26 protein-coding genes are annotated in these 22,901 nt (G+C 63.4%); 9 read left to right on the forward strand and 17 right to left on the reverse strand.

Going from position 1 to position 22,901, the window contains the following annotated elements:
• The first annotated feature begins 114 nt into the window (after positions 1–114).
• Positions 115–804: an HAD family phosphatase gene (locus tag FJ418_RS24195; protein WP_140659162.1), complete on the forward strand. Its 690-nt coding sequence runs from the start codon at positions 115–117 to the stop codon at positions 802–804.
• A 1-nt stretch (position 805) separates the two neighbouring features.
• On the opposite strand, the gene FJ418_RS24200 is transcribed toward FJ418_RS24195, so the two are convergent.
• Positions 806–1,552, reverse strand: coding sequence for a hypothetical protein (locus FJ418_RS24200; RefSeq protein WP_140857292.1), 747 nt, complete (start codon positions 1,550–1,552; stop codon positions 806–808).
• A gap of 128 nt (positions 1,553–1,680) precedes the next feature.
• Here FJ418_RS24200 and thrC point away from each other — a divergent pair, with 128 nt between their 5' ends.
• From thrC to FJ418_RS24220, 4 genes are all read left to right on the forward strand, one after another.
• Entirely contained in the window at positions 1,681–3,078 is a 1,398-nt protein-coding gene (gene thrC, locus FJ418_RS24205) for a threonine synthase (protein WP_140870075.1), read from the forward strand.
• 14 nt (positions 3,079–3,092) lie between these two features.
• The gene (locus tag FJ418_RS24210) at positions 3,093–4,385 is read left to right on the forward strand and encodes a pitrilysin family protein (protein ID WP_140705350.1); all 1,293 of its coding nucleotides are present in this window, start codon (positions 3,093–3,095) and stop codon (positions 4,383–4,385) included.
• 116 nt (positions 4,386–4,501) lie between these two features.
• Positions 4,502–5,098, forward strand: coding sequence for a GNAT family protein (locus FJ418_RS24215; protein WP_140647297.1), 597 nt, complete (start codon positions 4,502–4,504; stop codon positions 5,096–5,098).
• A gap of 44 nt (positions 5,099–5,142) precedes the next feature.
• Positions 5,143–7,989 (forward strand): EAL domain-containing protein, encoded by a 2,847-nt coding sequence (locus FJ418_RS24220; protein WP_140705348.1) that lies wholly within the window; start codon positions 5,143–5,145, stop codon positions 7,987–7,989.
• 185 nt (positions 7,990–8,174) lie between these two features.
• On the opposite strand, the gene FJ418_RS24225 is transcribed toward FJ418_RS24220, so the two are convergent.
• Complete coding sequence (locus tag FJ418_RS24225; RefSeq protein ID WP_140647296.1) at positions 8,175–8,783, reverse strand: YqgE/AlgH family protein; 609 nt, start codon at positions 8,781–8,783, stop codon at positions 8,175–8,177.
• A gap of 126 nt (positions 8,784–8,909) precedes the next feature.
• Between FJ418_RS24225 and FJ418_RS24230 the strand changes: the two genes are divergently transcribed.
• The 3 genes from FJ418_RS24230 (at position 8,910) to FJ418_RS24245 (ending at position 10,995) form a co-directional block, all read left to right on the forward strand.
• Positions 8,910–9,716: a protein-disulfide reductase DsbD domain-containing protein gene (locus FJ418_RS24230; protein WP_140647295.1), complete on the forward strand. Its 807-nt coding sequence runs from the start codon at positions 8,910–8,912 to the stop codon at positions 9,714–9,716.
• A gap of 198 nt (positions 9,717–9,914) precedes the next feature.
• Positions 9,915–10,397: a peroxiredoxin gene (locus tag FJ418_RS24235; RefSeq protein WP_140869923.1), complete on the forward strand. Its 483-nt coding sequence runs from the start codon at positions 9,915–9,917 to the stop codon at positions 10,395–10,397.
• A 121-nt stretch (positions 10,398–10,518) separates the two neighbouring features.
• Positions 10,519–10,995, forward strand: a complete 477-nt coding sequence (locus tag FJ418_RS24245; RefSeq protein ID WP_140869926.1) for a DUF2938 domain-containing protein — start codon at positions 10,519–10,521, stop codon at positions 10,993–10,995.
• 4 nt (positions 10,996–10,999) lie between these two features.
• Here FJ418_RS24245 and FJ418_RS24250 read toward each other — a convergent pair whose 3' ends face one another.
• The 15 genes from FJ418_RS24250 to coxB form a co-directional block, all read right to left on the reverse strand.
• The gene (locus FJ418_RS24250; RefSeq protein WP_140647292.1) at positions 11,000–11,311 is read right to left on the reverse strand and encodes a type II toxin-antitoxin system RelE/ParE family toxin; all 312 of its coding nucleotides are present in this window, start codon (positions 11,309–11,311) and stop codon (positions 11,000–11,002) included.
• On the reverse strand, positions 11,301–11,582 hold the full coding sequence (locus tag FJ418_RS24255) for a type II toxin-antitoxin system ParD family antitoxin (RefSeq protein ID WP_140647291.1): 282 nt from the start codon (positions 11,580–11,582) through the stop codon (positions 11,301–11,303). The genes FJ418_RS24250 and FJ418_RS24255 overlap by 11 nt, the downstream gene beginning before the upstream one ends.
• A 92-nt stretch (positions 11,583–11,674) precedes the next feature.
• Positions 11,675–12,262, reverse strand: a complete 588-nt coding sequence (locus FJ418_RS24260) for a histidine phosphatase family protein (protein WP_140869928.1) — start codon at positions 12,260–12,262, stop codon at positions 11,675–11,677.
• Positions 12,263–12,303: 41 nt separating this feature from the next.
• Positions 12,304–12,849 (reverse strand): ribonuclease HI, encoded by a 546-nt coding sequence (rnhA, locus tag FJ418_RS24265; protein ID WP_140705338.1) that lies wholly within the window; start codon positions 12,847–12,849, stop codon positions 12,304–12,306.
• Positions 12,846–13,808, reverse strand: a complete 963-nt coding sequence (locus tag FJ418_RS24270; protein ID WP_140869931.1) for a homoserine kinase — start codon at positions 13,806–13,808, stop codon at positions 12,846–12,848. Before FJ418_RS24270 ends, rnhA begins: the two co-directional genes overlap by 4 nt.
• Positions 13,809–13,814: 6 nt before the next feature.
• On the reverse strand, positions 13,815–14,819 hold the full coding sequence (ispH, locus tag FJ418_RS24275; protein WP_140647287.1) for a 4-hydroxy-3-methylbut-2-enyl diphosphate reductase: 1,005 nt from the start codon (positions 14,817–14,819) through the stop codon (positions 13,815–13,817).
• Positions 14,820–14,953: 134 nt separating this feature from the next.
• Complete coding sequence (locus tag FJ418_RS24280; protein ID WP_181167075.1) at positions 14,954–15,709, reverse strand: SURF1 family protein; 756 nt, start codon at positions 15,707–15,709, stop codon at positions 14,954–14,956.
• On the reverse strand, positions 15,706–16,092 hold the full coding sequence (locus tag FJ418_RS24285; protein ID WP_140647286.1) for a DUF983 domain-containing protein: 387 nt from the start codon (positions 16,090–16,092) through the stop codon (positions 15,706–15,708). Before FJ418_RS24285 ends, FJ418_RS24280 begins: the two co-directional genes overlap by 4 nt.
• Before the next feature lies 1 nt (position 16,093).
• Entirely contained in the window at positions 16,094–16,597 is a 504-nt protein-coding gene (locus FJ418_RS24290) for a L,D-transpeptidase family protein (protein WP_246683200.1), read from the reverse strand.
• Positions 16,598–16,739: 142 nt separating this feature from the next.
• Complete coding sequence (locus FJ418_RS24295) at positions 16,740–17,621, reverse strand: cytochrome c oxidase subunit 3 (protein ID WP_140647284.1); 882 nt, start codon at positions 17,619–17,621, stop codon at positions 16,740–16,742.
• 1 nt (position 17,622) lies between these two features.
• Positions 17,623–18,252, reverse strand: a complete 630-nt coding sequence (locus tag FJ418_RS24300; protein ID WP_140869936.1) for a cytochrome c oxidase assembly protein — start codon at positions 18,250–18,252, stop codon at positions 17,623–17,625.
• Entirely contained in the window at positions 18,252–18,443 is a 192-nt protein-coding gene (locus FJ418_RS24305) for a hypothetical protein (protein WP_140647282.1), read from the reverse strand. The genes FJ418_RS24300 and FJ418_RS24305 overlap by 1 nt, the downstream gene beginning before the upstream one ends.
• Positions 18,440–19,384, reverse strand: coding sequence for a heme o synthase (locus FJ418_RS24310; RefSeq protein WP_140659152.1), 945 nt, complete (start codon positions 19,382–19,384; stop codon positions 18,440–18,442). Before FJ418_RS24310 ends, FJ418_RS24305 begins: the two co-directional genes overlap by 4 nt.
• A gap of 76 nt (positions 19,385–19,460) precedes the next feature.
• The gene (ctaD, locus tag FJ418_RS24315; RefSeq protein ID WP_140647280.1) at positions 19,461–21,110 is read right to left on the reverse strand and encodes a cytochrome c oxidase subunit I; all 1,650 of its coding nucleotides are present in this window, start codon (positions 21,108–21,110) and stop codon (positions 19,461–19,463) included.
• A gap of 38 nt (positions 21,111–21,148) precedes the next feature.
• A complete protein-coding gene (gene coxB, locus FJ418_RS24320; RefSeq protein ID WP_140869939.1) occupies positions 21,149–22,033 on the reverse strand; it encodes a cytochrome c oxidase subunit II in 885 nt (294 codons plus the stop codon).
• A gap of 328 nt (positions 22,034–22,361) precedes the next feature.
• Between coxB and FJ418_RS24325 the strand changes: the two genes are divergently transcribed.
• On the forward strand, positions 22,362–22,901 hold the full coding sequence (locus FJ418_RS24325) for an invasion associated locus B family protein (RefSeq protein WP_140783421.1): 540 nt from the start codon (positions 22,362–22,364) through the stop codon (positions 22,899–22,901).

Consider the following 22,901-nt stretch of genomic DNA (forward strand, 5'->3'; position numbering starts at 1 on the left):
TCAGCACGAATCGTTCCATCAAAAGCTTGAATCACGACCAAGCCAAGATGGGAATCCTGAATATCAACAAACCTTAAGCCAATAGGCTTTTTCCCCAACGTTTCCCGGATTGCCATGCCCCAGCCAGATCTTGTCATTTTCGATTGCGACGGGGTGCTCGTCGATTCCGAAATCATCGCCGCGCGGGTCGAGGCCGAGCTTCTGACGTCGGCCGGATTCGAGATTTCGGCCGAGGAGCTTGCCGAGACCTATGCCGGTCTCACCTTCAAGGACATCATGCTGCGGGTCGAGGAGAAGTCGCAGATTCCGTTCCAGGCCTCGCTGATCGACCGCGCCGAGGAACTGGTCGACCGCAAGCTGCGCGCAGACGTGCGCATCATCGAGGGTGCCCGCGAGGCGGTAGCCGCAGTCACCGCGCCGCGCGCCGTCTGCTCCAATTCGCGCACCGAACGGGTCGAATTCATGCTGGAGAAGGTGCGGCTGCTGCCGTTCTTCGCCGGCCGCATCTTTTCGGGGCTGGACATTCCCAGCAAGAAGACCAAGCCGGCGCCTGACGTATTCCTCTACGCCGCCGAGCAACTCGGCGCCAACCCGAAGAACACTTTCGTCATCGAGGATTCCGTGCATGGCATCGCCGGCGCCAGGGCGGCCGGCATGCGCGTCATCGGCTTCACCGGCGCGGGACACAGCTATCCGGGCCATGCCGACGCGCTGACCGAGGCCGGCGCCGAGACGGTCATCCGGCGCTGGGCGGAACTGAACGGCACCATCGCCGCGCTGTCGGAGTGGTCCGAGGACGCCTAGGCTAGTTCGTGGCCGGAGCGCGCTTCTTCCTCTTGCCCTTGGACCTTTCGGCGGCCGTAGCCGGCGTGTTCTCGTCATAGCCGGCATAGGCCTGATAGTCGCGCGCGGAAGGCTCCGGCACCACGACATTGCTGTCGACGAAGACGAACTGGGTAGCAGCCGAAGGGTCGGTGACCTGCACCTGGTACTGATGCAGCTGGGAATAAAGCACCTCGTCGCCCCGCTGAACCGCGATGCGGATCGGCATGGTGACGGTGCCGGGCGCGAAGACTGGCCCTGGCACGACCTTGCCGGCGACGGCGATCTTCATCGACATCTGGCCGTTGGCATGGGTGCAATCGCGTGTCACGTCGGTGATCGAGGCCTGGTAGATGACCTTCGACGGATCGTGATCGGGGTCGATCGGCTGGCCGTTTGGTCCGGTCTGGGCGGCCGTGGCGGCTGCCTCGGCCTCGGCTTGCGCCGCGGGATCAAGCTTCTTTTTCTTCGGCTTCGCCGCGGTGCCCTTGGCGTAGGTGTTGAAATAGGCGGTGCCGTCGCGCAGCGTCACTTTCGGGCAATAGGCGCGCAGCTGGCTGGCGAGGATCTTGGGATCCGGCGGCGGTGGCGGCGCGGTCGGATCCGTTTTCTTGCCGAAACCGAGGTCCAGGATGCCATTGTCGCTCGATTGGCAGCCGGCGGCGGCAAGCATAAAGCCGGTGAGCGCCAGACCCGCGACAAAACGACGGTTGACCGAATAAAACGCCATGAAACTGCACTTCCCTCTCACAAAGCCGGTGACGTATAGCAACCGCGCGGCAAAAATGCGACTGAGCCGGCTCGGAAAATTAACCAATTGCCGTGGATGACGCGACCGGCAACAATGGGCCTTTGAAGATGCAATATGTGAGTACCCGCGGGGATGCGCCCGCGCTTGGATTTTCCGACGCGGTGCTGGCCGGCCTGGCGCGCGACGGCGGGCTTTACGTGCCGCGCGAGTGGCCGCAATTTTCGGTCGCCGACATCCGCGCCATGCGCGGGCTTGCCTATCCCGACCTTGCCATTCGCGTGCTGACGCCGTTCCTCGGCGGCGAGATCGCGACGCCCGTCTTCGAGCGGCTGGTGCGGGAGGCTTATGCGACCTTCCGGCATGAGGCCGTCTGCCCGCTGGTGCAGACCGGGAAAAACACCTTCATCCTCGAGCTGTTCCACGGCCCGACGCTGGCCTTCAAGGACGTGGCGATGCAGTTGCTGGCGCGACTGATGGACCATGCGCTTGCCGAACGCGGCCAGCGCGCCACCATCGTCGGCGCGACCTCTGGCGACACCGGTGGCGCCGCGATCGACGCCTTCGCCGGCCGCGACCGCACCGACATCTTCATCCTTTTCCCGCACGGCAAGGTCTCGCCGGTGCAGCAGCGGCAGATGACGACGTCGAGCGCGGCAAACGTCCACGCGCTGTCGGTCGAAGGCAATTTCGACGATTGCCAGGGCCTGGTGAAGGACATGTTCAACGACCACGCCTTTCGCGACCGGGTGTCGCTGTCGGGCGTCAATTCGATCAACTGGGCCCGCATCATGGCCCAGATCGTCTATTATTTCTCGTCGGCCCTCTCGCTTGGCGCGCCGGATCGGCCGGTTTCCTTCACCGTGCCGACCGGCAATTTCGGCGATATTTTCGCCGGTTACGCCGCCAAGCGCATGGGCTTGCCGATCGAGCGGCTGATCATCGCCACCAACGACAACGACATCCTGGCGCGCGCATTGGCGAGCGGCGAATACCGCACCAAGGGCGTGTTCGCCACGACCTCGCCGTCGATGGACATCCAGGTGTCTTCGAATTTCGAGCGGCTGCTGTTCGAGGCGGCCGGTCGCGACGCCGAGACGGTCAGGCGCTATATGAACGGCCTGAAGCAGTCGGGCGCCTTCACCATCGAGGAAGGCCAACTCAAGCGCATCCGCGCCGAATTCGACGCCGGCCGCGCCAGCGTCGACGAGGTCGCCGCCACCATCCGCGCGACGCTGGAGGCGAGCAACTACCTGCTCGATCCGCACACGGCCGCCGCCGTTCATGTCGCGGCCGCCCACGCCTCCGGTCCGGTGCCCATGGTGGTGCTCGGCACCGCGCATCCGGCGAAATTCCCGGCAGCGGTCGAGGCAGCGAGCGGCGTCACCCCTGCCCTACCCGCATGGCTAGGCGGCTTGATGACAGCCGACGAAAAATACACGATACTTCCATCCGACTTGAAAATGGTGGAAGATTATGTGAACCGCCACTCGCGGGCGGCGCGTTAGGGAGTACTTGCCATATGGGTGTTGAGGTAAGCCGTCTGTCGAACGGCCTGACAGTCGCCACCGAAACCCTTCCAAGCATCGAATCGGTTGCCCTCGGAGCCTGGGTCAAGTCAGGCGCCCGCAACGAGCGCGACGAAGAGCATGGCATGGCCCATCTGCTCGAGCACATGGCGTTCAAGGGCACAAAGCGCCGCAGCGCCTTCGAGATCGCCTCGGAAATCGAGAATGTCGGCGGCGAGATCAACGCCGCTACCAGCGTCGAGACGACGTCCTATTATGCAAGAGTGTTGTCCGGCGACGTGCCGCTGGCGGTCGATATCCTGGCCGACATCCTGCAGGAGTCCGAATTCGATCCGGAAGAGCTGGAGCGCGAGCAGCATGTGATCCTGCAGGAGATCGGCGCCGCGCACGACACGCCCGACGACATCGTCTTCGACCGCTTCACCGAAACGGCCTTCCGCCACCAAACCATCGGCCGCTCGATCCTGGGCACGCCGGAGACGGTCAAATCCTTCACTTCCAAGCAACTGCACGACTTCATCGAGCGGCAATATGACGCCGAGCGGATGGTCATCGTGGCCGCCGGCGACGTCAAGCACGACAATTTCGTGCGCGAGGTCGAGAAGCGGCTCGGCGGCTTCCGCGCCAAGGCAGCCGGCAACATCCCGCAATACGCGCAATATGTCGGCGGCGACTTCCGCGAGGACCGCGACCTGATGGATGCGCAGATCGTGCTCGGCTTCGAGGGCCGCGCCTATCATGTACGCGATTTCTACGCCTCGCAGGTGCTGTCGATGATCCTGGGCGGCGGCATGTCGTCGAGGCTGTTCCAGGAGGTGCGCGAAAAGCGCGGCCTCTGCTACTCGGTCTATGCCTTCCACTGGGGTTTTTCCGACACCGGCATCTTCGGCGTGCATGCCGCGACCGGCCAGAGCGACATCGCCAAGCTGGTGCCGGTGATCATCGGCGAGTTGCAGAAGGCCGGCGAAAGCATCCTGCAGGAAGAACTCGACCGGGCCCGGGCGCAATATCGCGCCGGGCTCATCATGTCGGCCGAAAGCCCGGCCAGCCGGGCCTCGCAGATCGCAAGGCAATTGCTGTTGTTCGGACGGCCGATCGCCAAGGAGGAATTGATGGAGCGGCTTTCGGCGCTGACCGTCGAGCGGCTGACCGACCTCTCCTCGCGGCTGTTCTCGACCAAGCCGACGCTTACCGCGGTCGGCCCCGTGGGCACGCTTGCGCCCTACGAGGCGATCCTCGAATCGCTTGCGGGCCCGCAGACGACGGCCCGCCGGCTCGCCGTCTGACCCCTAAGCAGGTTCCGCAAAAGTGTCCCATTTTGCGATCAGAGCCTGCGAAAAACCAGGGAATCTAATCGGATATTCGTGGGGCATCCCACGAATATCCGCTTAGAACAAGCGCCGTGTTCGCGCTCCCTTTCTTTCGCCGTGACCTGCCGGCACTGAAGGGCGACAAGGTCACGCTGCGCGTGCCCTTGACCAACGACTACCGCGAATGGGCGGCGGTGCGCGGCGAAAGCCGCGCTTTCCTCGAACCTTGGGAGCCGCGCTGGCAGCCGGACGAGCTCGACCGCACCGCGTGGCGCCTGCGCATCAGCCGCTACCGCGAGGATTACGCGCAAGGCACGGCGATCGCCTTCTTCATCTTCGAGAAATCGAGCGGCAAGCTTGCCGGCGGCATCACGCTCGGCAACATCCGCCATGGCGTCGCCCAGAGCGGCCATATCGGCTACTGGATCGGCGAACGATTCGGCGGCCGCGGCCTGATGACCGATGCGGTCAAGCTCGTCTCGCGCTTCGCCTTCGATACGCTGCGGTTGCACCGGATCGAAGCTGCCTGTATTCCCGAAAACGCCCGGTCGATCCGTGTGCTTGAAAAAGCCGGATTCCGGCGCGAAGGACTTCTGCGATCCTATCTCAGGATCAACGGCATCTGGCAGGATCACTACCTCTACGCCCGGATCGCGGACGATCCGCCGGGCGATGGAACGAAGGGCTGACTGTGACGAATTTTCCGCGATTAGCGTCGCTGTTCGCCCTCATCATGACGGTCGTCGTCACGCTTTTTTCGGCCATGCCGGCTTTCGCCGTCGAACCGATCAAGATCGCGCGCGACGACAAGGCGCTGGACCTGTCCGGCGCCGTCGAGATCTACCGGAACCAGGGTGAGAATTTCCAGGTCTCGACCGCGCCCGGCCCCGACGGCATCGTGCGGCGCATCGAGGTGGAGGCCAATGACGCGCGATCGAGCGGCGACTGGGCCGTGTTCGCGCTCGCCAACACCACCGACCAGCAGCTCGACCGGCTGATCGTCGCGCCGCATTTCCGCCTGGTGAATTCCGGCATCTTCTGGCCCGACCTCGGCTCGACGCGCATCGCCGCGATCACGCCCAGCGAGGGTTTCGCGCTCGACCGCCAGACAAGCCCGGACGCCGACGTGTTCCGGGTGACGCTGAACCCCGGAACGGTGGTGACCTTCATCGCCGAGCTCGCCTCGCCGAAACTGCCGCAGGTCTATCTCTGGGAGCCGGACTCCTACAAGGACTCGGTCAATTCCTACACGCTGTTCCGCGGCATCGTCATCGGCATTTCGGGGCTTCTTGCGCTGTTCCTGACGATCCTGTTCGTGGTCAAGGGAACCTCGATGTTCCCGGCGACCGCGGCGCTCGCCTGGGCGGTGCTGGCCTATATCTGCGTCGACTTCGGCTTCCTCAACAAGATCATCGAGATATCGCCCGGCAACGAGCAGATATGGCGGGCCGGCACTGAGGTGGCGCTGGCCGCAACCTTCGTGGTGTTCCTGTTCGCCTATCTCAACCTCAACCGCTGGCACGGCCATTTCAGCTATGGCGCGCTGGTCTGGATCTTCGGACTGCTGCTGATCGCGGGCGTGGCCATCGTCGATCCGGCGGTCGCCGCCGGCATTGCCCGCATCTCGTTCGCCGCCACCGCGCTCACGGGTCTCGGCCTCATCATCTTCCTCGGCATTCGCGGCTATGACCGCGCGATCATGCTGGTGCCGAGCTGGGTGATGGTGCTGCTATGGCTATGCGGGTCGTGGATGGCGATCACCGGCATGCTGGACAACGACATCGCCCAGCCGGCGCTGGGCGGCGGGCTGATCCTGATCATCCTCTTGATCGGCTTCACCGTCATGCAGCACGCCTTTGCCGGCGGCGCGCTGCACCAGGGCCTGTTCTCCGACCTCGAGCGGCAGGCGCTCGCCGTCGCCGGCTCGGGCGACATCGTCTGGGACTGGGATGTGCTGCGCGACCGGGTGGTGACCAAGCCGGACATCAGCCTGCAACTCGGCCTTGCGCCCAACAGCCTTGGGGGTGCGGCGCGCAACTGGCTGCCGGTGCTGCATGCCGACGACCGCGACACGTTCCGCACCACGCTCGACGTGGTGCTGGAGCATCGCCGCGGCAAGGTGGCGCAGAACTTCCGCCTGCGCGGCGCCGACGGCCACTACCACTGGTTCTCGCTGCGCGCCCGGCCGGTTATCGGCTCCGACGGCGAGGTGATCCGCTGCGTCGGCACCATGGTCGACGTCACCGAACAGAAGAAATCCGAGGAAAGGCTGCTGCACGATGCCGTGCACGACAACCTGACCGGCCTGCCGAACCGCGAACTGTTCATGAACCGGCTGGAGGCGATCATCTCGATCGCCCGCACCGAGGAGAAGGTGCGCCCCACGGTCTTCATCATCGACATCGACCGCTTCAAGCAGGTCAATGACGGTCTCGGAATTTCGGCCGGCGACACCATTCTGCTCACCGTCGCGCGCCGGCTGCACCGGCTCTTGAAGCCGAAGGATTCGCTGTCGCGCTTTGCCGGCGACCAGTTCGCGCTGATGCTGCTTTCGGAGCAGGACCCTGCCCGCATCGCGGCGATCGCCGACGCCATCAAGCACGCAATCAACAACCCGATCACCTTCGCCAAGCGCGAGATCGTGCTGACCGCCTCGATCGGCCTGATCACCTGGACGACGGCGCAGACCTCGGCCGAGGACATGGTCAAGGACGCCGAGCTTGCAATGCACCAGGCCAAGCGCTTCGGCGGCGACAGGATCGAACCGTTCCGGCCCGCCTTCCGCACCGTCGGCACCGACCGGCTGCAATTCGAATCCGATCTTCGCCGCGCCATCGAGCGGCGCGAGTTCACGCTTGCCTACCAGCCGATCGTGCGGCTGGAGGACGGCAGCGTCGCCGGCTTCGAGGCGCTGCTTCGGTGGGACCACCCGCGCCGCGGCATGATCCCGCCGGGGGACTTCATCCCAGTGGCCGAGAATTGCGGACTGATCGTGCAGCTTGGCCTGTTCGCCATGCAGCAGGCGGCCGAAGACCTGGCCTCCTGGCAGAAGCAGATCGGCGACGCGCCGCTCTCGGTCTCGGTCAATTTGTCGAGCCGCCAGCTCATCCGCCGCGACCTCGTCAGCGACGTCCGCTCCGTCATCGCGCGTGCCAATCTGAAGCCGCGCTGCTTCCGGCTGGAACTCACCGAATCGCTGGTGATGGACAATCCCGAGCAGACTGCGCATGTGCTGAGCAAGCTGAAGCAGCTCGGCATCGGGCTGTCGCTCGACGATTTCGGCACCGGCTATTCCTCGCTTTCCTATCTGACGCGCTTCCCCTTCGACACGATCAAGATCGACAAGAGCTTCGTCGACGACGCCACGCCGAAGCGCGCGGTGCTGCTCAAATCCATGGTCAACATGGCGCATGAGCTTGGGCTTTCGGTCGTGGCGGAAGGCATTTCGGACGAAAGCGACGCGCTGGAGCTGCGCCAGATGGGCTGCGAATATGTCCAGAGCTTCATGTTCGGCGCGCCGATGCCCGGCGACCAGGTGCTGAAGACGCTGAAGGAGCAGTATCCGCTGACGCAGGCTTAAAGCGCGTCGCGCTGAAGCGGATTCAGGCGACGCGCTTTAAGCCCTTTGTTTTCATGCATGTCGTTATCGCAAAACCGCTACACACTTTTACGCGACATGCATTAGAGGCCCATCGCTCGTCATCCTCGGGCTTGACCGAGGATGACGAAGTCGCGAGCGTTCCTGCCAACCGCGAGCGTTGGGCTTCAGGCGTGTCCCGCGGCGGCGCTGAGATGGGCAAGGTCGATACCGATCGAGGCAAGGATACGGCCGTATTTGCGCTCGATGTCGGTGTCGAAGAGAAGCTCGGGCGTCGCCGGACAGGTGAGCCAGCCGTTCTCGGCGATCTCCGTTTCGAGCTGGCCGGCGCCCCAGCCGGAATAGCCGAGCGCCATCAGCGCATGGCGCGGGCCACGGCCGGTCGAGATGGCGCGCAGGATGTCGACGGTTGCCGTCAGGCAGACGTCGTCGGAGACGTTGAGCGAGGATTCCACGCGATAGTCGCCCGAATGCAGCACGAAGCCGCGGCTGCGATCGACGGGTCCGCCGTTGCGCACGACGAAATCGCGCGTATGCGCCGGCAGGCGGATCGCTTCCTGCTCGTTCATGATGCCGAGCTGCACAAGCAGGTCCGGAAACAGCATCTGCTGCGTCTGGTTGATGATCAGGCCCATCGCGCCCTCGTCGCTGTGGGCGCAGATGTAGATGACGGAGCGCGCGAAACGGTCGTCCTTCATGCCAGGCATGGCAATCAGGAACTGGTCGTCGAGAAAACCGCGTCCGGCGGTCGACTTCTTGTGGCGCAGCAAGTCCATGGCTTGAGCGTAACGCGTTTCGGCTGCGCCGAAAAGATGGTGCCAGTCCCCGATGTAACGCAAATATGATACCGGGAGAGCGATGAAGTCATTGCGCGGCCAAGAACGGACGGTCAAATCACCGCCATGCGATACATGAAAATACTGGTTCTCGGCGTCGTTTTCGGGTGGGCTGCAAGCCTCCCGGCAGAGGCCTCCTCCTCAATCTGGTACAACAGTGAAGGCGGCAAGGTTCGGCTGGTGACCACCGGCAAGCCCGACGAGGCCGGCAAGATCCACGGGGTGCTCGACATCGCGCTGAAGCCCGGCTGGAAGACTTATTGGCGCGATCCGGGCGACGCCGGCGTGCCGCCGCAGCTCGACATATCCGGCAGCACCAACATCTCAGACGCCCAATTGTCGTTCCCGCCGCCGCAGCGGCATGACGACGGCTACGGCAAATGGGCCGGGTACGACCGTCCGGTGTCGCTGCCGGTGACCTTCACGCTGTCTTCGCCCGACCAGCCGGCGACCATCGACGCCCATGTCTTCCTGGGCATCTGCGAGACGATCTGCATTCCGGTGCAGACCCGGCTCAGCGTCGATCCTGGGGCCGATCCCGACAACGCCACCGACGCCGCATTGGTGAAAACCGCGCTCGCGACGCTGCCTTCTCCGGCCCGGTCCGATTTCGGCGTCAGCGTGCTGCCCGGCGACCACGAAACCCTTGTCGTCCAGGCGCAGTCGCCAGGCAATCCGGAATCCGTCGACTTCTTCATCGCCGGCGAGCGGGACTACATGTTCGGCGCGCCGGTGCGCAGCGAGAAGGACGGCAAGCTCGTCTTCACCGTGCCGATCCTCGACCGGCCGTCGGCGACGCCGACCGATGGCGGGCTCTATTACACGCTGACCAGCGCCGAGGGTTCGGTGGACGGGCTGCTGCCTTTCCCTTGATCCAGCGCCTCTTTAAGCAGCAACTCCGGACGGAAAACCGCTACACACTTTTCCTGGAATTGCTCTTTGAGCCGCAATTCCGGACGGAAAACCGCTAGACACTTTTCCTGGACTTGCTGTGAGAGGTTGCTGGCCGCCGCGCAGTCCGATATCGAAGGCGTCAGTCCTTTCCCATCTCCCCCAAGCGAGGCTCTCCCCATGACCATTTCGGTTGGCGAAAAACTGCCCGACGTGACCTTCAAGATGATGACCGCTGATGGCGCGAAGGATATAAAGGGCAAGGAGATCTTCGCTGGCAAGAAGGTCGTGCTGTTCGGCGTCCCGGGCGCCTTCACGCCGACCTGCAGCAACAACCATTTGCCGGGCTATCTGGAAAACCATGACGCCATTCTTGCGCGCGGCGTCGACACGATCGCCGTCGTCTCGGTCAACGACGTGCATGTCATGGGCGCCTGGGCGCGCTTCTCCGGCGGCGAAGGCAAGATCCTCTACCTCGCCGACGGCAGCGGCGATTTCGCCAAGTCGGTAGGGCTCGACAACGACCTTTCCGCAGCCGGCATGGGTCTGCGCTCGAAGCGCTTTTCGATGATCGTCGACGACGGCAAGGTCGTCGCGATCAACGTCGAAACCAAGCCGGGCGTCGACGAGAGCGGCGCGGCAAAAATCCTCGAGCAGCTCTAGATCAGGATGACGTTTCGTTGACTCGCCATCCTGATCTCACTCTTTGTTGGAGCATGATCTTGTCCGAAAACCGGTTCCCACTTTTTGCGTGCGCTGACCTCCGGTTCGGGATCATGCTCTGATGCTCGACACAATCTGGCGCGCTGTGGCGATCGGCATCGGCGCCACCGTGTTCATGGATATCTGGGCGATCGTCCTCAACAAGGCGATCGGCCAGCCTTTGCCCAATTGGGGCATGGTCGGGCGCTGGGTTCGGCATCTGCCCGAAAAGGTCTTCCATGACGATATCGGCAAGGCCGCGCCCTATGCGCATGAAAAGGCGCTGGGTTGGGTTTTTCACTACCTGGTCGGCATCCTTTACGGCGTAATCCTTGTGATGCTTGCCGGCGCAAGCTGGCTGGCGGTGCCGACCTTCCTGCCGGCCTTCATCCTCGGCATCGTCACCGTCGGGGCCGGCTGGTTCCTGCTGGCGCCCGGCATGGGCGCCGGCTGGGCGGCATCCAAGCTCCCCAATCCGACGAAGGTGCGCGCGCTCAACCTCGTGGCGCACACGGTGTTCGCGCTCGGCATGTTCTCGACGGCGCTGCTGATAAGGTGATTGGTCAGAAGAGACGGTTCAAATCCCTGCGACCGTCGACAACGCGTACGATCTCCACCAAATCGACCGGACCGCTGTCCGTATCTGGGACCGTTTCGTAAAGGAGCAAAAACGGAGCCGCGACAAGCATTCGCGCCGAAGGGCGAATATCGGGGCGTCTGACGCCCATGCGTGGCTGATCCACGAGTTGTGCAACTCGATCCTCGATCCATTCGTAGTAGTGGTCCGCTGCCTTTAAGTTCTCGGCGCCTATAGTGGTATAGATATCGATCAGGTCGGCTTTTGCCGTTGGCGACCAGACTATCCTAACGACCATTTGGTGAAGCGTCCTTCAGCTTCTGCCGCGCTTCCCTTCGCAAGGTATCGAAGTCCAAAGTCTCCGGTTTTCCGCTTGCCTTCCCTTCGTCCCACAAGCGCTGAAGCCGCCGCACATCCTCTTTCCGAAGTTCGCGCTTGGCCAACCAGTCCCGCATCGCTTCGCGTACGATTTCGCTGGCTGTCGCGTATTCGCCAGCTTCCACAGCTTCGCGCATGACGGCCGCCTGTTGCGTCGTGACGGCTACGCTTAACTTTTCCACGTTTGGCATGGGGTGCTATCCTTGCTCTATGGTAGTAAATAATACTCCCTTTTCGGAGATGCAATCAATGGTGCTGCTGCTTCTCTGAGTTCAGCCGACAATCAGAGGCGCCGCGCTGCTGGCCAGTCGATCGGCAGCCAACCATGGATCAAGCGGCGTGAGCCGATATCCCAGGCGAAGTAATTGCCGCCGCCTGCCGGCTGATCCGCCTCGCGGCTGATTTCCCGTCCACTGAGATGGAGGAGCAACAGCGTTCCGACGCCGCCATGGCCGACGAAGGCGATGTCGGCTTCACCGGTCGTAAGCGCCGCTTCGACCTCGCTGACGATCCGGCCCTGCGCATCGATAGCCCGTTCCCAGCCTCGGATGCTCTCGTGCGGCCTGGCGAAGAACTGATCGGCGACCGCTTCGAATTCCGGCGGCGGCAGGAAGCCGGTTGCCGACCGGTCGTTCTCGTGCGTCCGCTCGCGCACCTCGACCGCAAGATGAAGACGTCCCGCCAGGATTTCCGCGGTTTCGATCGCCTTGCGTTCGGCGGACGACACGATGCGGCCGATCGAGCCAACCCAGGGCTGGTCGAGCATGGCGACCGCCCTCGCCCGGCCGACGTCGGACAATCTCCATCCAGGCACCGGAACGTCGGCGTCGATGCGCACCTGCGGGTGTGTGATGTAATAGGCTATCGGCACGACATGCTTCTCCGGTCAGAGTGCAAGCCAGCCCGCCGAAATCAATAGCTCTGTGTGGAACGACGTGCCCTTGGGGTTGCCGGCTGCCTTGCCGGTGTGGCCGGTTTCGGCGCCGCTGCCGGCTTCGGCGTTGCAGACACTGACGAGCCCTTCTTGAACGGCGCCATGCCTTCGCGCGCGAGTTCGTCGGCGCGTTCGTTTTCGGAATGGCCGGCATGGCCCCTGACCCAGTTCCAGGTCACCTTGTGGCGGCGGTTGGCTGCGTCGAGCGCTTGCCATAGTTCGCCGTTCTTCACCGGCTTCTTGTCGGCGGTCCTCCAGCCGTTTTTCTTCCAGCCATGGATCCATTTGGAAATACCGTCCATGACGTATTTGCTGTCGGTGTAGAGATCGACTGTGCAAGGCTCCTTCAGCGCATCGAGCGCGGTGATGGCGGCAAGCAGCTCCATGCGGTTGTTGGTGGTCTCGGCTTCGCCGCCCGACAATTCCCTGGTAACGCCATTGAAGCGCAGGATCGCGCCCCAGCCGCCCGGCCCCGGGTTGCCGGAGCAGGCACCGTCGGTGAAGATTTCAACGTGCTTGCTCATGTCAGCCCGTATTCGGAAGGAGATCGGATCGCGCGGTGAAAGCGCATGCGGCGGATATATTCGGTCGGATCGCGCTTCATCACCAGCCCGCCATCCGGAATGGTCAGCCAGTCATAGAGGCGGGTCAGCATGAAGCGCAGCGCCGAGCCGCGCGCCAGCATCGGCAGCGCCGCCTGCTCGTCACCCTGAAGCGGCCGCACCGACTGGTAGCCGGCCAGCAGCGCCGTCCCCTTGGTCAGGTTGAAGGAAAAATCCTTCTCGAAGCACCAGGCGTTGAGGCAGGTGGCGACATCATAGGCGTAGAGGTCGTCGCAGGCGAAATAGAAGTCGATCAGCCCGGACAGCTTCTCGCCGAGAAAGAAGACATTGTCCGGGAACAGATCGGCGTGGATGATGCCCCGCGGCAGGCCGGTCGGCCAGTTGCGCTCGAAATCGCCAAAGTCGGCATCGACCTCGGCCGCCAGGCCCGGCTCGACCTCGTCGGCGCAGTCGCGCGAGGCCGTCCAGAGCTTGCGCCAGCCGTCGATCGCCAGCGCGTTCGGCCGTCTCATCTGAAAATCCTGGCCGGCAAGATGGAGGCTGGCGAGCGCCTTGCCGACTTCCGCGCAATGCGCGGCCGTCGGCCGCCGCAACGACAGGCCTTCGAGGAAGGTGATGATGACGGCGGGCCGGCCGGCGAGCGTGCCGATCACGGTGCCGTCATCGGCGGTGACCGGCAGCGGGCAGGAAATGCCCTTCCTAGCGAGATGGCCCATCAGGCCGAGAAAGAACGGCAGGTCGGCCTTGTCGACGCGCTTCTCGTAGAGCGTCAGGATGTAGGAGCCGGTCGAGGCGTGAACCAGGAAATTGGAATTCTCGGTGCCTTCGGCGATGCCCTTGTAGGAGAGCAATTCGCCCACCGGATAGGCTTTGAGGAACGCGCTGAGTTCGTTCTCGTTGACGTCGGTGTAGACGGCCATCCGGTTTCACGCCGCTCCATTGACGAAGGCCATGTCGGCCGCCGTCAGTTCGACATCGCGCAAAACCCGCATCACCGGAAAATCCTCCGTTTCCGTGGCCGTGATGGCCAGATCGATGGTGACGTCGAAACGCTGGCGGAACGCGTCGATGATCTCATCGACGATGATCTCCGGCGCCGATGCGCCGGCCGACAGGCCGAGCGTCCCGATCCCCGCGATCTCATCCCACGGAATTTCAGCGGCGCGCTGCACGAGAAGCGACATCGTGGCACCCGCGCGCTCCGCCACTTCGACAAGGCGACGCGAGTTGGACGAATTGGGAGCACCGACGATAAGGAAAAGATCGGCGCCGGCCGCCGTCTCCTTCACCGCTTCCTGGCGGTTGGTGGTGGCGTAGCAGATCGATTCGGCCGCGGCCGCGTGCAATTCGGGAAACCGCTCCTGGAGCGCCCGGATGATGCCGGCGGTGTCCTCGACCGACAAGGTTGTCTGGGTGACGAAGCCAAGGGCCGAAGCGTCGACCGGCACGAAGCGCGCCGCATCGGCCTCGGTCTCGATCAGCGTCACGGCGCCTTGCGGCAACTGGCCCATCGTGCCGATCACTTCGGGGTGCCCGGCGTGGCCGATCAAAAGCACATGGCGACCGAGCCGCTGGTGGCGCATCGCCTGCTTGTGCACCTTGGAGACGAGCGGGCACGTGGCATCGAGGTAGAAAAGGTTGCGCGCCTCGGCATCCGCCGGCACCGACTTCGGCACGCCATGCGCGGAAAAGACCACCGGCGACTGGCGATGCTCCGGCGGAATCTCGGACAGTTCCTCGATGAAGACCGCGCCCAGGCTCTGCAGCCCTTCGACGACGTAACGATTGTGCACGATCTCGTGGCGGACATAGACCGGCGCGCCGTATTTCTTCAGCGCCAGCACGACGATCTGGATGGCACGGTCGACGCCGGCGCAAAAGCCGCGTGGCTGGCAGAGCCTGATCGTCAGCGGTGGCTTTTTCTCAGTCATTAAAACGGGCCGGTTGGTCGGAATCGATCTCTTTGTTTTGACGCAATTCCGGACGGAAAGCCGCTCACACCTTTCCTGGAATTGCTCAAGGCGAAATGAGGTGCACACCCCTGCCCTGTCAAGAGCAGGAGGCTTCACGCTTCATTCGCTGGGCGGCGAAGCCTGAGGATCAGCACCGCCGCAAGGGCGGCGGCCAAGCCATACCAGGTGACCGCATATTGCAGGTGGTTGTTCGGCAGGTCGATGATGGTGACGCCTCCGACCGGCAGGCCGCCAGGATTCGGCGTCTTGTCGGCATCGATGAAGAACGGCACCAGCACGAAGCCGGCGGGCAGGCCGGCGGTCGCCGCCATGACGTCGCGGTCCTTCCAGTAGAAGATGTTCTTGGCGACGTCATTGTCGGGAAGCATCATCGACGGCTTTCCGGGCAGCGGATTGCGGGCAAGCCCGGTCAGGGTCACCTTGCCGGCAATTTCGCCCTGTCGGCGCTTGGAAGGATCCTTGAGATCGTAGGGAACGAAGCCGCGGTTGACGAGCACGAAGCGGCCATCCTCGAGCTGCAGGGGCGTATAGACGTTGAAGCCGCTGTCGCCTTGCCAGGTGGAAAAGAAGTGCCGCTCGCCCTGGTGCAGGAAAGTGCCGGTCACCGTCACCGGCATGTAATCGACATCATGGGAAGTGGCGAATTCCTTCTCGACGTCCACTAGAGCCAGCGGTGCAGAATGCGTGCGCTTATCGATGGTTGCGAGCAGGCCTTCCTTCCAATGCAGGCGCTGAACCTGCCAGGTGCCGAGCCCGATCAGGACGGCGAACAGGACAAGGCCGAGGCCAAGCAGCAACGCCGTGCGGGGCCGTGAACGGCCGGCAACCAAACTGGTCGTCTCGCTCATTCGTTGGAATCCAGCCTGCCCTCGGAGGCTCTCTTCGAATACTGCAAGGTGATCAGCACGCCCTTGATCAGGCGCAGCGCCGTCAGGCACAGCACCAGCGCCAGCGGTATCCACAACATGAAGTGCAGCCAGAGCGGCGGACTGAACGTCACCTCCATCCACAATGCGAGGCCGACGACGACGAAGCCGATGATCAGGATGACGAACACCGCCGGTCCGTCGCCCGCGTCGGCGAAGGAATAGTCGAGCCCGCAATTGTAGCAGCGCTTGCCGACGGTGAGGAAACTCGAGAACAGCTTGCCTTCGCCGCAGCGCGGGCAGCGGCCATGCAGGCCGGCCGAGATCGGATCTATGGGTGGCCAGATCGCCTTGTCTTCACTCATTTTAGAGATCTTCGCTCATTTCATGATCTCGATCGGTGTGCCCGTCGGCCACCCTTGTCCAGATTTCATCCATCTCGGGGTTCGTAACCGCAATACAGCCGTCGGTCCAGTCGACCATTTGAAGCAGCCTGCCCAGCCAGCCGAAACCATTCGGCTGGCCGTGGATCATGATGAGGCCGCCTGGATCGACGCCCAGCGCTTTCGCCGCCACCTTATCGTCGGCATTTGGATAGGAGATATGGATCGACCTGTGCGCGACGCTGTTGGGATTGCGCCAGTCGAGCACATAGCGCCCCTCCGGCGTTCGCCCGTCACCCTCGCGGTGCTTGTGGCCGACCGGATCGCCGCCGAGCGCGATGCTGTAGCGGCGCAGGATTTGGCCGCCGCCGATCAGTTGCAACTGCCGTTGCGATTTCTCGACACGCACCAGATCGACCGTCTGTCCGGGCCACATACCCCTGTCGAGCAATGAGCCTGTGGTGATCAGATACGCGCAGATGGCCAAGGGAATTTTCGCCCACATGACCTACCGATGGCCGGCCATTGCGCCGAAAAGAAGAAGGCGGCCACGTCGCCGCGGCCGCCTTCAAAACTCCTGAAAGCAAATTCCGGAAAAATCGCTACGCGCTTTCCCGGATTGCTTTTTATCAGTGGCCTTCGATCAGCGCGCCGTTCGAGGCCCAGACATAGATCGCGCTGAACAGGAACAGCCAGACCACGTCGACGAAGTGCCAGTACCAGGCGGCCGCCTCGAAGCCGAAATGCTGCTTCGGCGTGAAGTCGCCGCGCATCGCACGCACCAGGCAGACGAGCAGGAAGATGGTGCCGATGATGACATGGAAGCCGTGGAAGCCGGTCGCCATGAAGAAGGTGGCGCCGTAGATCGAATCCTTGAACGCGAATGGGGCGTGCATGTACTCGTAGGCCTGCACCATGGTGAACAGCATGCCGAGGCCGACGGTCAGCACCAGGCCGTTGATCAGACCCTTGCGGTCGCCATGCAGCAGCGCGTGGTGCGCCCAGGTCACCGTCGTGCCCGACAGAAGCAGGATGATGGTGTTGTAGAGCGGCAGGTGGAAGGGATCGAGAACCTCCAACCCCTTCGGCGGCCAGACGCCGCCGGTGAAGGCAGCGCGGGCATATTGCGAGGCTTCGCCCGGGAACAGGCTGGCGTCGAAAAAGGCCCAGAACCAGGCGACGAAGAACATCACCTCCGAGGCGATGAACATGATCATGCCGTAGCGCAGGTGCAGCGACACGACGCGCGTGTGATGACCCTCATGCGCTTCCTTGATGGTGTCCGACCACCAGGCGAACATCGTGTAGAGCACGATGATCAGGCCGATGAAGAACAGCCATGGATTGGCGATGTTGTGGCCGAAGACCGGGAAGTTGCCGGCCTTCAGATACTGCATCAGGCAGACGCCGCCGATGGCGGTGACCAGCGCGCCGATGGATCCCAGGAAAGGCCACGGGCTCGGGTTGACGAGATGGTAGTCGTGTTGTGGTTTTGCGTGCGCGTCTGCCATATCAACCCCCGAGGCTTGCGTCGGAATCTGGAACTTTGTTGCTGCTGCCAGCGGCCGGCGCCGACGAGGCGACCGGCTGTTTCTTTTCGACCGGGAACATCGTGTAGGACAGGGTGATCGTCTTCAAGTCCTTGAGTTCCGGCACGTTGACGATGTCTGGATCGACATAGAACACGACCGGCATGTCCAGCGTCTCGCCGGGCTTCAGCGTCGTGTCGGTGAAGCAGAAGCACTCCACCTTGTTGAAATAGGCACCGGCCATTTCCGGCTGCACGTTGAACGAGGCGCGGCCGGTGATGGTGCGGTCGAATTTGTTGGTGGCGCTGTAATGCGCCTGCGCCGTCGCGCCGATCTTGATCGTCACCGAGCGGGCGACAGGCTCGAACTGCCACGGAATGCCGTTGGTATTGGCGTCGAAGCGGATGGTTATGTCGCGGTCGAGCACGCGGCCGGCATATTGCTTTTCGGCGCGCTGCGTGGTGCCGCCATAGCCGGTGACCTGGCAGAACATCTTGTAGAGCGGCACCGCCGCATAGGCCATGCCGACCATGCCGGTAAAGAAGGCGAGGCAGACGGCGGCGACGATGCCGTTGTTTACCTTGCGGGGCTTGCTGCCGGTCTCGCCGCCCATCAGCCGCCTCCCAACAGGCCGGAGCCGGTGATGCTGGCCCCGGTGTGGCCGAAGCGCACGATGGTGGCGGCATAGAAGATGACGACCAATGCCGCCAGCGCGACGCCGATGGCGATCGAGCGGTTGCGGCGCGCCTTCTGCTGGCGTTCGGTCAGCGTGACCAGTTCGAGTTTCTTGTCGGCCACGATCATACTCCCCCCATCATAAGGGCGCGCCCGACCACGCAGTCGACGAGATAGGCGGCAAAGATCGCGAAGAGATAGAGCAGAGAGTAGCCGAACAGGGCCTTGGCCGGCTTCATCGCGCGGTCGTCGTCGGCCATGGCAAGCACTTTCCAGGCATACCAGACGAAGCCCGCGCCGAGGACCGCCGAGACGACCCCATAGCCGGCCGTGGTGTAGCCGAGCGCCCAGGGCAGCACGCCGACCGGCGCCAGGATCAGCGCATAGGCAAAGATCTGCCGACGGGTCGAGGCCTGGCCAGCGACATTCGGCATCATCGGGATGCCCGCGCGGGCATAGTCGTCGGACTTGAACAGCGCCAGCGCCCAGAAATGCGGCGGCGTCCACAGGAAGATGATCAGGAACAGGATCACGCTTTCGAGGCTGACCGAGCCGGTCACCGCGGCCCAGCCGATCACCGGCGGGATGGCGCCGGCGGCACCGCCGATGACGATGTTCTGCGGCGTCCAGCGCTTCAGCCACATGGTGTAGACGACGGCATAGAAGAAGATGGTGAAGGCGAGAAGCGCGGCCGACAGCCAGTTGACCAGCACGCCCAGCGTCATCACCGACAGCACCGACAGGACCAGACCGAAGCTCAACGCCTCTCCCGGCGTGACGCGGCCGGCCGGCACCGGGCGCCCGGCGGTTCTGGTCATCACCGCGTCGATGTCGGCGTCGTACCACATATTGAGCGCGCCGGAGGCGCCGGCGCCGATAGCAATGGCCAGGATGGCGATCATCGCCAGCAGCGGGTTGATGGCGACGGGCGCCGCGACCAAGCCGACAAAGGCCGTGAAGACGACCAGCGACATCACGCGCGGCTTCAACAGGGCGAAGAAATCGGCTGCGGTCGCTTCCGACATGCGAAAACCCGCTTCCTCCATCAATCTGTCTTCGGCAAGGGCCATGCGTACTTAAAGTCCATCATTCCGTTGGCCAAGACCGCCGGACAAGCCGGCGGCCTCGTATGCGTCGGGACGCTGCTTACTTGATCTTCGGCAGCTGTTCCCACTGGTGGAACGGCGGCGGCGAAGGCAGCTGCCATTCGAGCGTGGTGGCACCCTCGCCCCACGGATTGGCGCCGGCGACGCGCTTCTTCTGGAAGGCCTCGAACACGCCGTAGAGGAAGATCGCAACACCGACGGCCGAGATATAGGAGCCGTAGGACGAGACCATGTTCCAGCCGGCGAAGGCATCCGGATAGTCGACGGTACGGCGCGGCATGCCGGCGAGGCCGAGGAAGTGCTGCGGGAAGAAGATCAGGTTGACGCCGACGAACGTGACCCAGAAGTGGGTGTTGGCGATCACCGGCGAGTACATGTAGCCGGTCATCTTCGGGAACCAGTAGTACCAGCCGGCGAAGATCGCGAACACCGCGCCCAGCGACAGCACGTAGTGGAAGTGGGCGATCACGAAATAGGTGTCGTGCAGCGAGCGGTCGAGGCCGGCATTGGCCAGCTGAACGCCGGTGACGCCACCGATGGTGAAAAGGAAGATGAAGCCCAGCGCCCACAGCATCGGCGGCTTGAAGGAGATCGAGCCGCCCCACATGGTGGCGATCCAGGAGAAGATCTTCACGCCGGTGGGCACCGCGATGACCATGGTGGCAAACACGAAGTAACGCTGCGTGTCGAGCGACAGTCCGGTCGTATACATGTGGTGCGCCCAGACGATGAAGCCGACGGCGCCGATCGCGACCATGGCGTAGGCCATGCCGAGGTAACCGAACACCGGCTTCTTCGAGAAGGTCGAGACGATATGGCTGACGATGCCGAAGCCCGGCAGGATCAGGATGTACACCTCGGGATGGCCGAAGAACCAGAACAGGTGCTGGAAGAGGATCGGGTCACCGCCATTGTCCGGCACGAAGAAGGAGGTGCCGAAATTACGGTCGGTGAGCAGCATGGTGATGGCACCCGCCAGGACCGGCAGCGAGAGCAGCAGCAGGAAGGCGGTGATCAGCACCGCCCAGGCGAACAGCGGCATCTTGTGCAGCGTCATGCCGGGAGCGCGCATGTTGAAGATGGTGGTGATGAAGTTGATGGCGCCGAGGATCGACGACGCGCCGGCAATGTGGATCGACAGGATCGCGAGGTCCATCGCAGGGCCGGGCTGGCCGGACGTCGAGAGCGGCGGATAGATCGTCCAGCCGCCGCCGACACCGAAGGCGCCCGGCGCGCTCGGCACGAACATCGAGGAGAGCAAGAGGATGAAGGCCGGCGGCAGCAGCCAGAAGGAAATGTTGTTCATGCGAGGGAAGGCCATGTCCGGCGCGCCGATCATGATCGGCACCATCCAGTTGGCGAAGCCGCCGATCAGCGCCGGCATGACCATGAAGAAGATCATGATCAGGCCGTGCGCGGCGCCGAAGGCGTTGTACATGCTCTTGCCGCCGTCGATGGCGGCGTCGCCCTGCATGCCATAGACCATCTGTGCCAGGCCGCTGAAGATCTGGATGCCCGGCTCCTGCAGCTCCATGCGGATGGCGACCGAGAGCGCGCCGCCGATGATGCCGGCAATGATCGCGAAGATCAGGTAGAGCGTGCCGATGTCCTTGTGGTTGGTCGAGTAGACCCAGCGGACCCAGCCATGCGGCCTGTGGTCGCCGTGATCGTGAGCTGCAGCCTCTGCCATGTTCCGCTCCGTTCCCTAAATCTTGCTAACCCGCGGCATCAGTTGCCGGCGGCCGCTACCTTGTTGGTACCATCGATCTCGGCCATCAGCGCCTTGTTGGCAGCCGGCACATCGGTCTTGGCCGTATCAAGCCAGGTCTTGAACTGCGCGTCGGACACGACGCGGACGGCGATCGGCATGAAGGCATGGTCCTTGCCGCAGAGCTGCGAGCACTGGCCGTAGTAGAGGCCTTCCTTCTCCGCCTTGAACCAAGTCTCGTTGGTGCGGCCGGGCACGGCGTCCATCTTGATGCCGAAGGACGGCACGGCGAAGGAGTGGATGACGTCGGTGGCGGTGATCAGCACACGGGTCAAGGTGTTGACCGGCACGACCAGCTCGTTGTCGACCGCGAGCAGGCGCGGATAGAGGCCGCGATCTTCCTTGCCGGCCTTGGCGCGGTCGGCATCCTGGAGAACCGCCGAGTTGAAGGAGAAGGTCTTGTCGACCTGGTATTCATAATCCCAGTTCCACTGGTTGCCGGTCGCCTTGACGGTGAGCTTGGCTTCTTCCGGCGGGGTGTATTGCGCGGTGAGCAGCTGGAAGGAGGGAATGGCGATAAGCAGAAGCACGATCACCGGCCCGACCGTCCAGATCACTTCGATCAGCGTGTTGTGGCTGGTCTTGGACGGCACCGGATTGACGCTGGCGCGGAACTTGACGATGCAAACCAGCAGCAGCAGCAGAACGAGGATGGTGATCGGGACGATGAACCACATGGTGTAGTTCCCGAACCGCTCGATCTGCCGCATCATGTCGGTGGCCGGAGCCTGGAAGGTCATCTCCCATGGCCGCGGCTGGTCGGCATGGGCCGACGCGCTGGAGAAGAGCACGGCCGAAGCTGCCGCACCTGCCAAGAATTCAGCGCTTGCCAGGAATTTCCTCATCGCCCTCTCGTCTCCCACTTCCCGCGATCCGATCGCACCAATAATCGACGATGCCGGGATTGGGAATCCCGGTCTGTCCCTAGGGTGGTTCAAACCATACTCTATTTCCCTCCGCAAGGAAGGAGCGGAGGAAACCGTGCGGCATTTTTGCGCGCAAGCCGAAGGCCGTGTTCGGCGCTCGCCGCGCTATATGCGCCACGGTCGCAATTCGGGCGAATTTGCTTTGGAAAAGCATGGAATTGCCGGTATCGGGGCGGACCGGCGGCGGTCTCGTCCTTTACTTGGCCCCGGCGCGGCTTAAAGTGCCGTGATTCGCAATGGAGCCGTTATGACTTCCTGGCTTTCGAGAACCCTGGCGAAGGTCGTCCTTGCCATCGCCTTGCTCGGTGTCGGCGTAGCCGTTGGCGCCGCTGCCTCGCCGAACAACGCCACGCCGCCGAGCGGCACGGTGAAGTCGACGCATGGCGCGTGGTCGATCATCTGCGATACGCCTGCAGGCGCTACCTCCGAGCAATGCGTGATGATGCAGAACGTCGTCGCCGAGGACCGCCCTGAAATGGGGCTTTCGGTCGTGGTGCTGCGCACCGCCGACAACAAGGCCGAGATTCTGCGCGTGCTGGCGCCGCTCGGCGTGCTGCTCCCCAACGGCCTCGGTCTCAATGTCGATGGCAAGGATATCGGCCGCGCCTATTTCGTGCGCTGCTTCCAGGATGGCTGCTATGCCGAGGTGATCCTCGAAAAGCCGCTGCTCGACACGTTGAAGAGCGGCACCTCGGCCACCTTCATCGTCTTCCAGACGCCCGAGGAAGGCATCGGCATTCCCGTCGACCTCAAGGGCTTTGCGGAAGGTTTCGCCGCCCTACCTTGA

It is taken from the genome of Mesorhizobium sp. B2-8-3 (genome assembly GCF_006440815.1).
In the GTDB taxonomy this organism is placed as follows: Bacteria; Pseudomonadota; Alphaproteobacteria; order Rhizobiales; family Rhizobiaceae; genus Mesorhizobium.

Bases quoted from the DNA above. Each gene is read 5' to 3' on its own strand.
- FJ418_RS24195 (WP_140659162.1), top strand. From the start codon at position 115: ATGCCCCAGCCAGATCTTGTCATTTTCGATTGCGACGGGGTGCTCGTC.
- FJ418_RS24200 (WP_140857292.1), bottom strand. From the start codon at position 1,552: ATGGCGTTTTATTCGGTCAACCGTCGTTTTGTCGCGGGTCTGGCGCTC.
- thrC (WP_140870075.1), top strand. From the start codon at position 1,681: ATGCAATATGTGAGTACCCGCGGGGATGCGCCCGCGCTTGGATTTTCC.
- FJ418_RS24210 (WP_140705350.1), top strand. From the start codon at position 3,093: ATGGGTGTTGAGGTAAGCCGTCTGTCGAACGGCCTGACAGTCGCCACC.
- FJ418_RS24220 (WP_140705348.1), top strand. From the start codon at position 5,143: ATGACGGTCGTCGTCACGCTTTTTTCGGCCATGCCGGCTTTCGCCGTC.
- FJ418_RS24225 (WP_140647296.1), bottom strand. From the start codon at position 8,783: ATGGACTTGCTGCGCCACAAGAAGTCGACCGCCGGACGCGGTTTTCTC.
- FJ418_RS24230 (WP_140647295.1), top strand. From the start codon at position 8,910: ATGCGATACATGAAAATACTGGTTCTCGGCGTCGTTTTCGGGTGGGCT.
- FJ418_RS24235 (WP_140869923.1), top strand. From the start codon at position 9,915: ATGACCATTTCGGTTGGCGAAAAACTGCCCGACGTGACCTTCAAGATG.
- FJ418_RS24245 (WP_140869926.1), top strand. From the start codon at position 10,519: ATGCTCGACACAATCTGGCGCGCTGTGGCGATCGGCATCGGCGCCACC.
- FJ418_RS24250 (WP_140647292.1), bottom strand. From the start codon at position 11,311: ATGGTCGTTAGGATAGTCTGGTCGCCAACGGCAAAAGCCGACCTGATC.
- FJ418_RS24255 (WP_140647291.1), bottom strand. From the start codon at position 11,582: ATGCCAAACGTGGAAAAGTTAAGCGTAGCCGTCACGACGCAACAGGCG.
- rnhA (WP_140705338.1), bottom strand. From the start codon at position 12,849: ATGAGCAAGCACGTTGAAATCTTCACCGACGGTGCCTGCTCCGGCAAC.
- FJ418_RS24270 (WP_140869931.1), bottom strand. From the start codon at position 13,808: ATGGCCGTCTACACCGACGTCAACGAGAACGAACTCAGCGCGTTCCTC.
- ispH (WP_140647287.1), bottom strand. From the start codon at position 14,819: ATGACTGAGAAAAAGCCACCGCTGACGATCAGGCTCTGCCAGCCACGC.
- FJ418_RS24280 (WP_181167075.1), bottom strand. From the start codon at position 15,709: ATGAGCGAGACGACCAGTTTGGTTGCCGGCCGTTCACGGCCCCGCACG.
- FJ418_RS24285 (WP_140647286.1), bottom strand. From the start codon at position 16,092: ATGAGTGAAGACAAGGCGATCTGGCCACCCATAGATCCGATCTCGGCC.
- FJ418_RS24295 (WP_140647284.1), bottom strand. From the start codon at position 17,621: ATGGCAGACGCGCACGCAAAACCACAACACGACTACCATCTCGTCAAC.
- FJ418_RS24300 (WP_140869936.1), bottom strand. From the start codon at position 18,252: ATGGGCGGCGAGACCGGCAGCAAGCCCCGCAAGGTAAACAACGGCATC.
- FJ418_RS24305 (WP_140647282.1), bottom strand. From the start codon at position 18,443: ATGATCGTGGCCGACAAGAAACTCGAACTGGTCACGCTGACCGAACGC.
- FJ418_RS24310 (WP_140659152.1), bottom strand. From the start codon at position 19,384: ATGGCCCTTGCCGAAGACAGATTGATGGAGGAAGCGGGTTTTCGCATG.
- ctaD (WP_140647280.1), bottom strand. From the start codon at position 21,110: ATGGCAGAGGCTGCAGCTCACGATCACGGCGACCACAGGCCGCATGGC.
- coxB (WP_140869939.1), bottom strand. From the start codon at position 22,033: ATGAGGAAATTCCTGGCAAGCGCTGAATTCTTGGCAGGTGCGGCAGCT.
- FJ418_RS24325 (WP_140783421.1), top strand. From the start codon at position 22,362: ATGACTTCCTGGCTTTCGAGAACCCTGGCGAAGGTCGTCCTTGCCATC.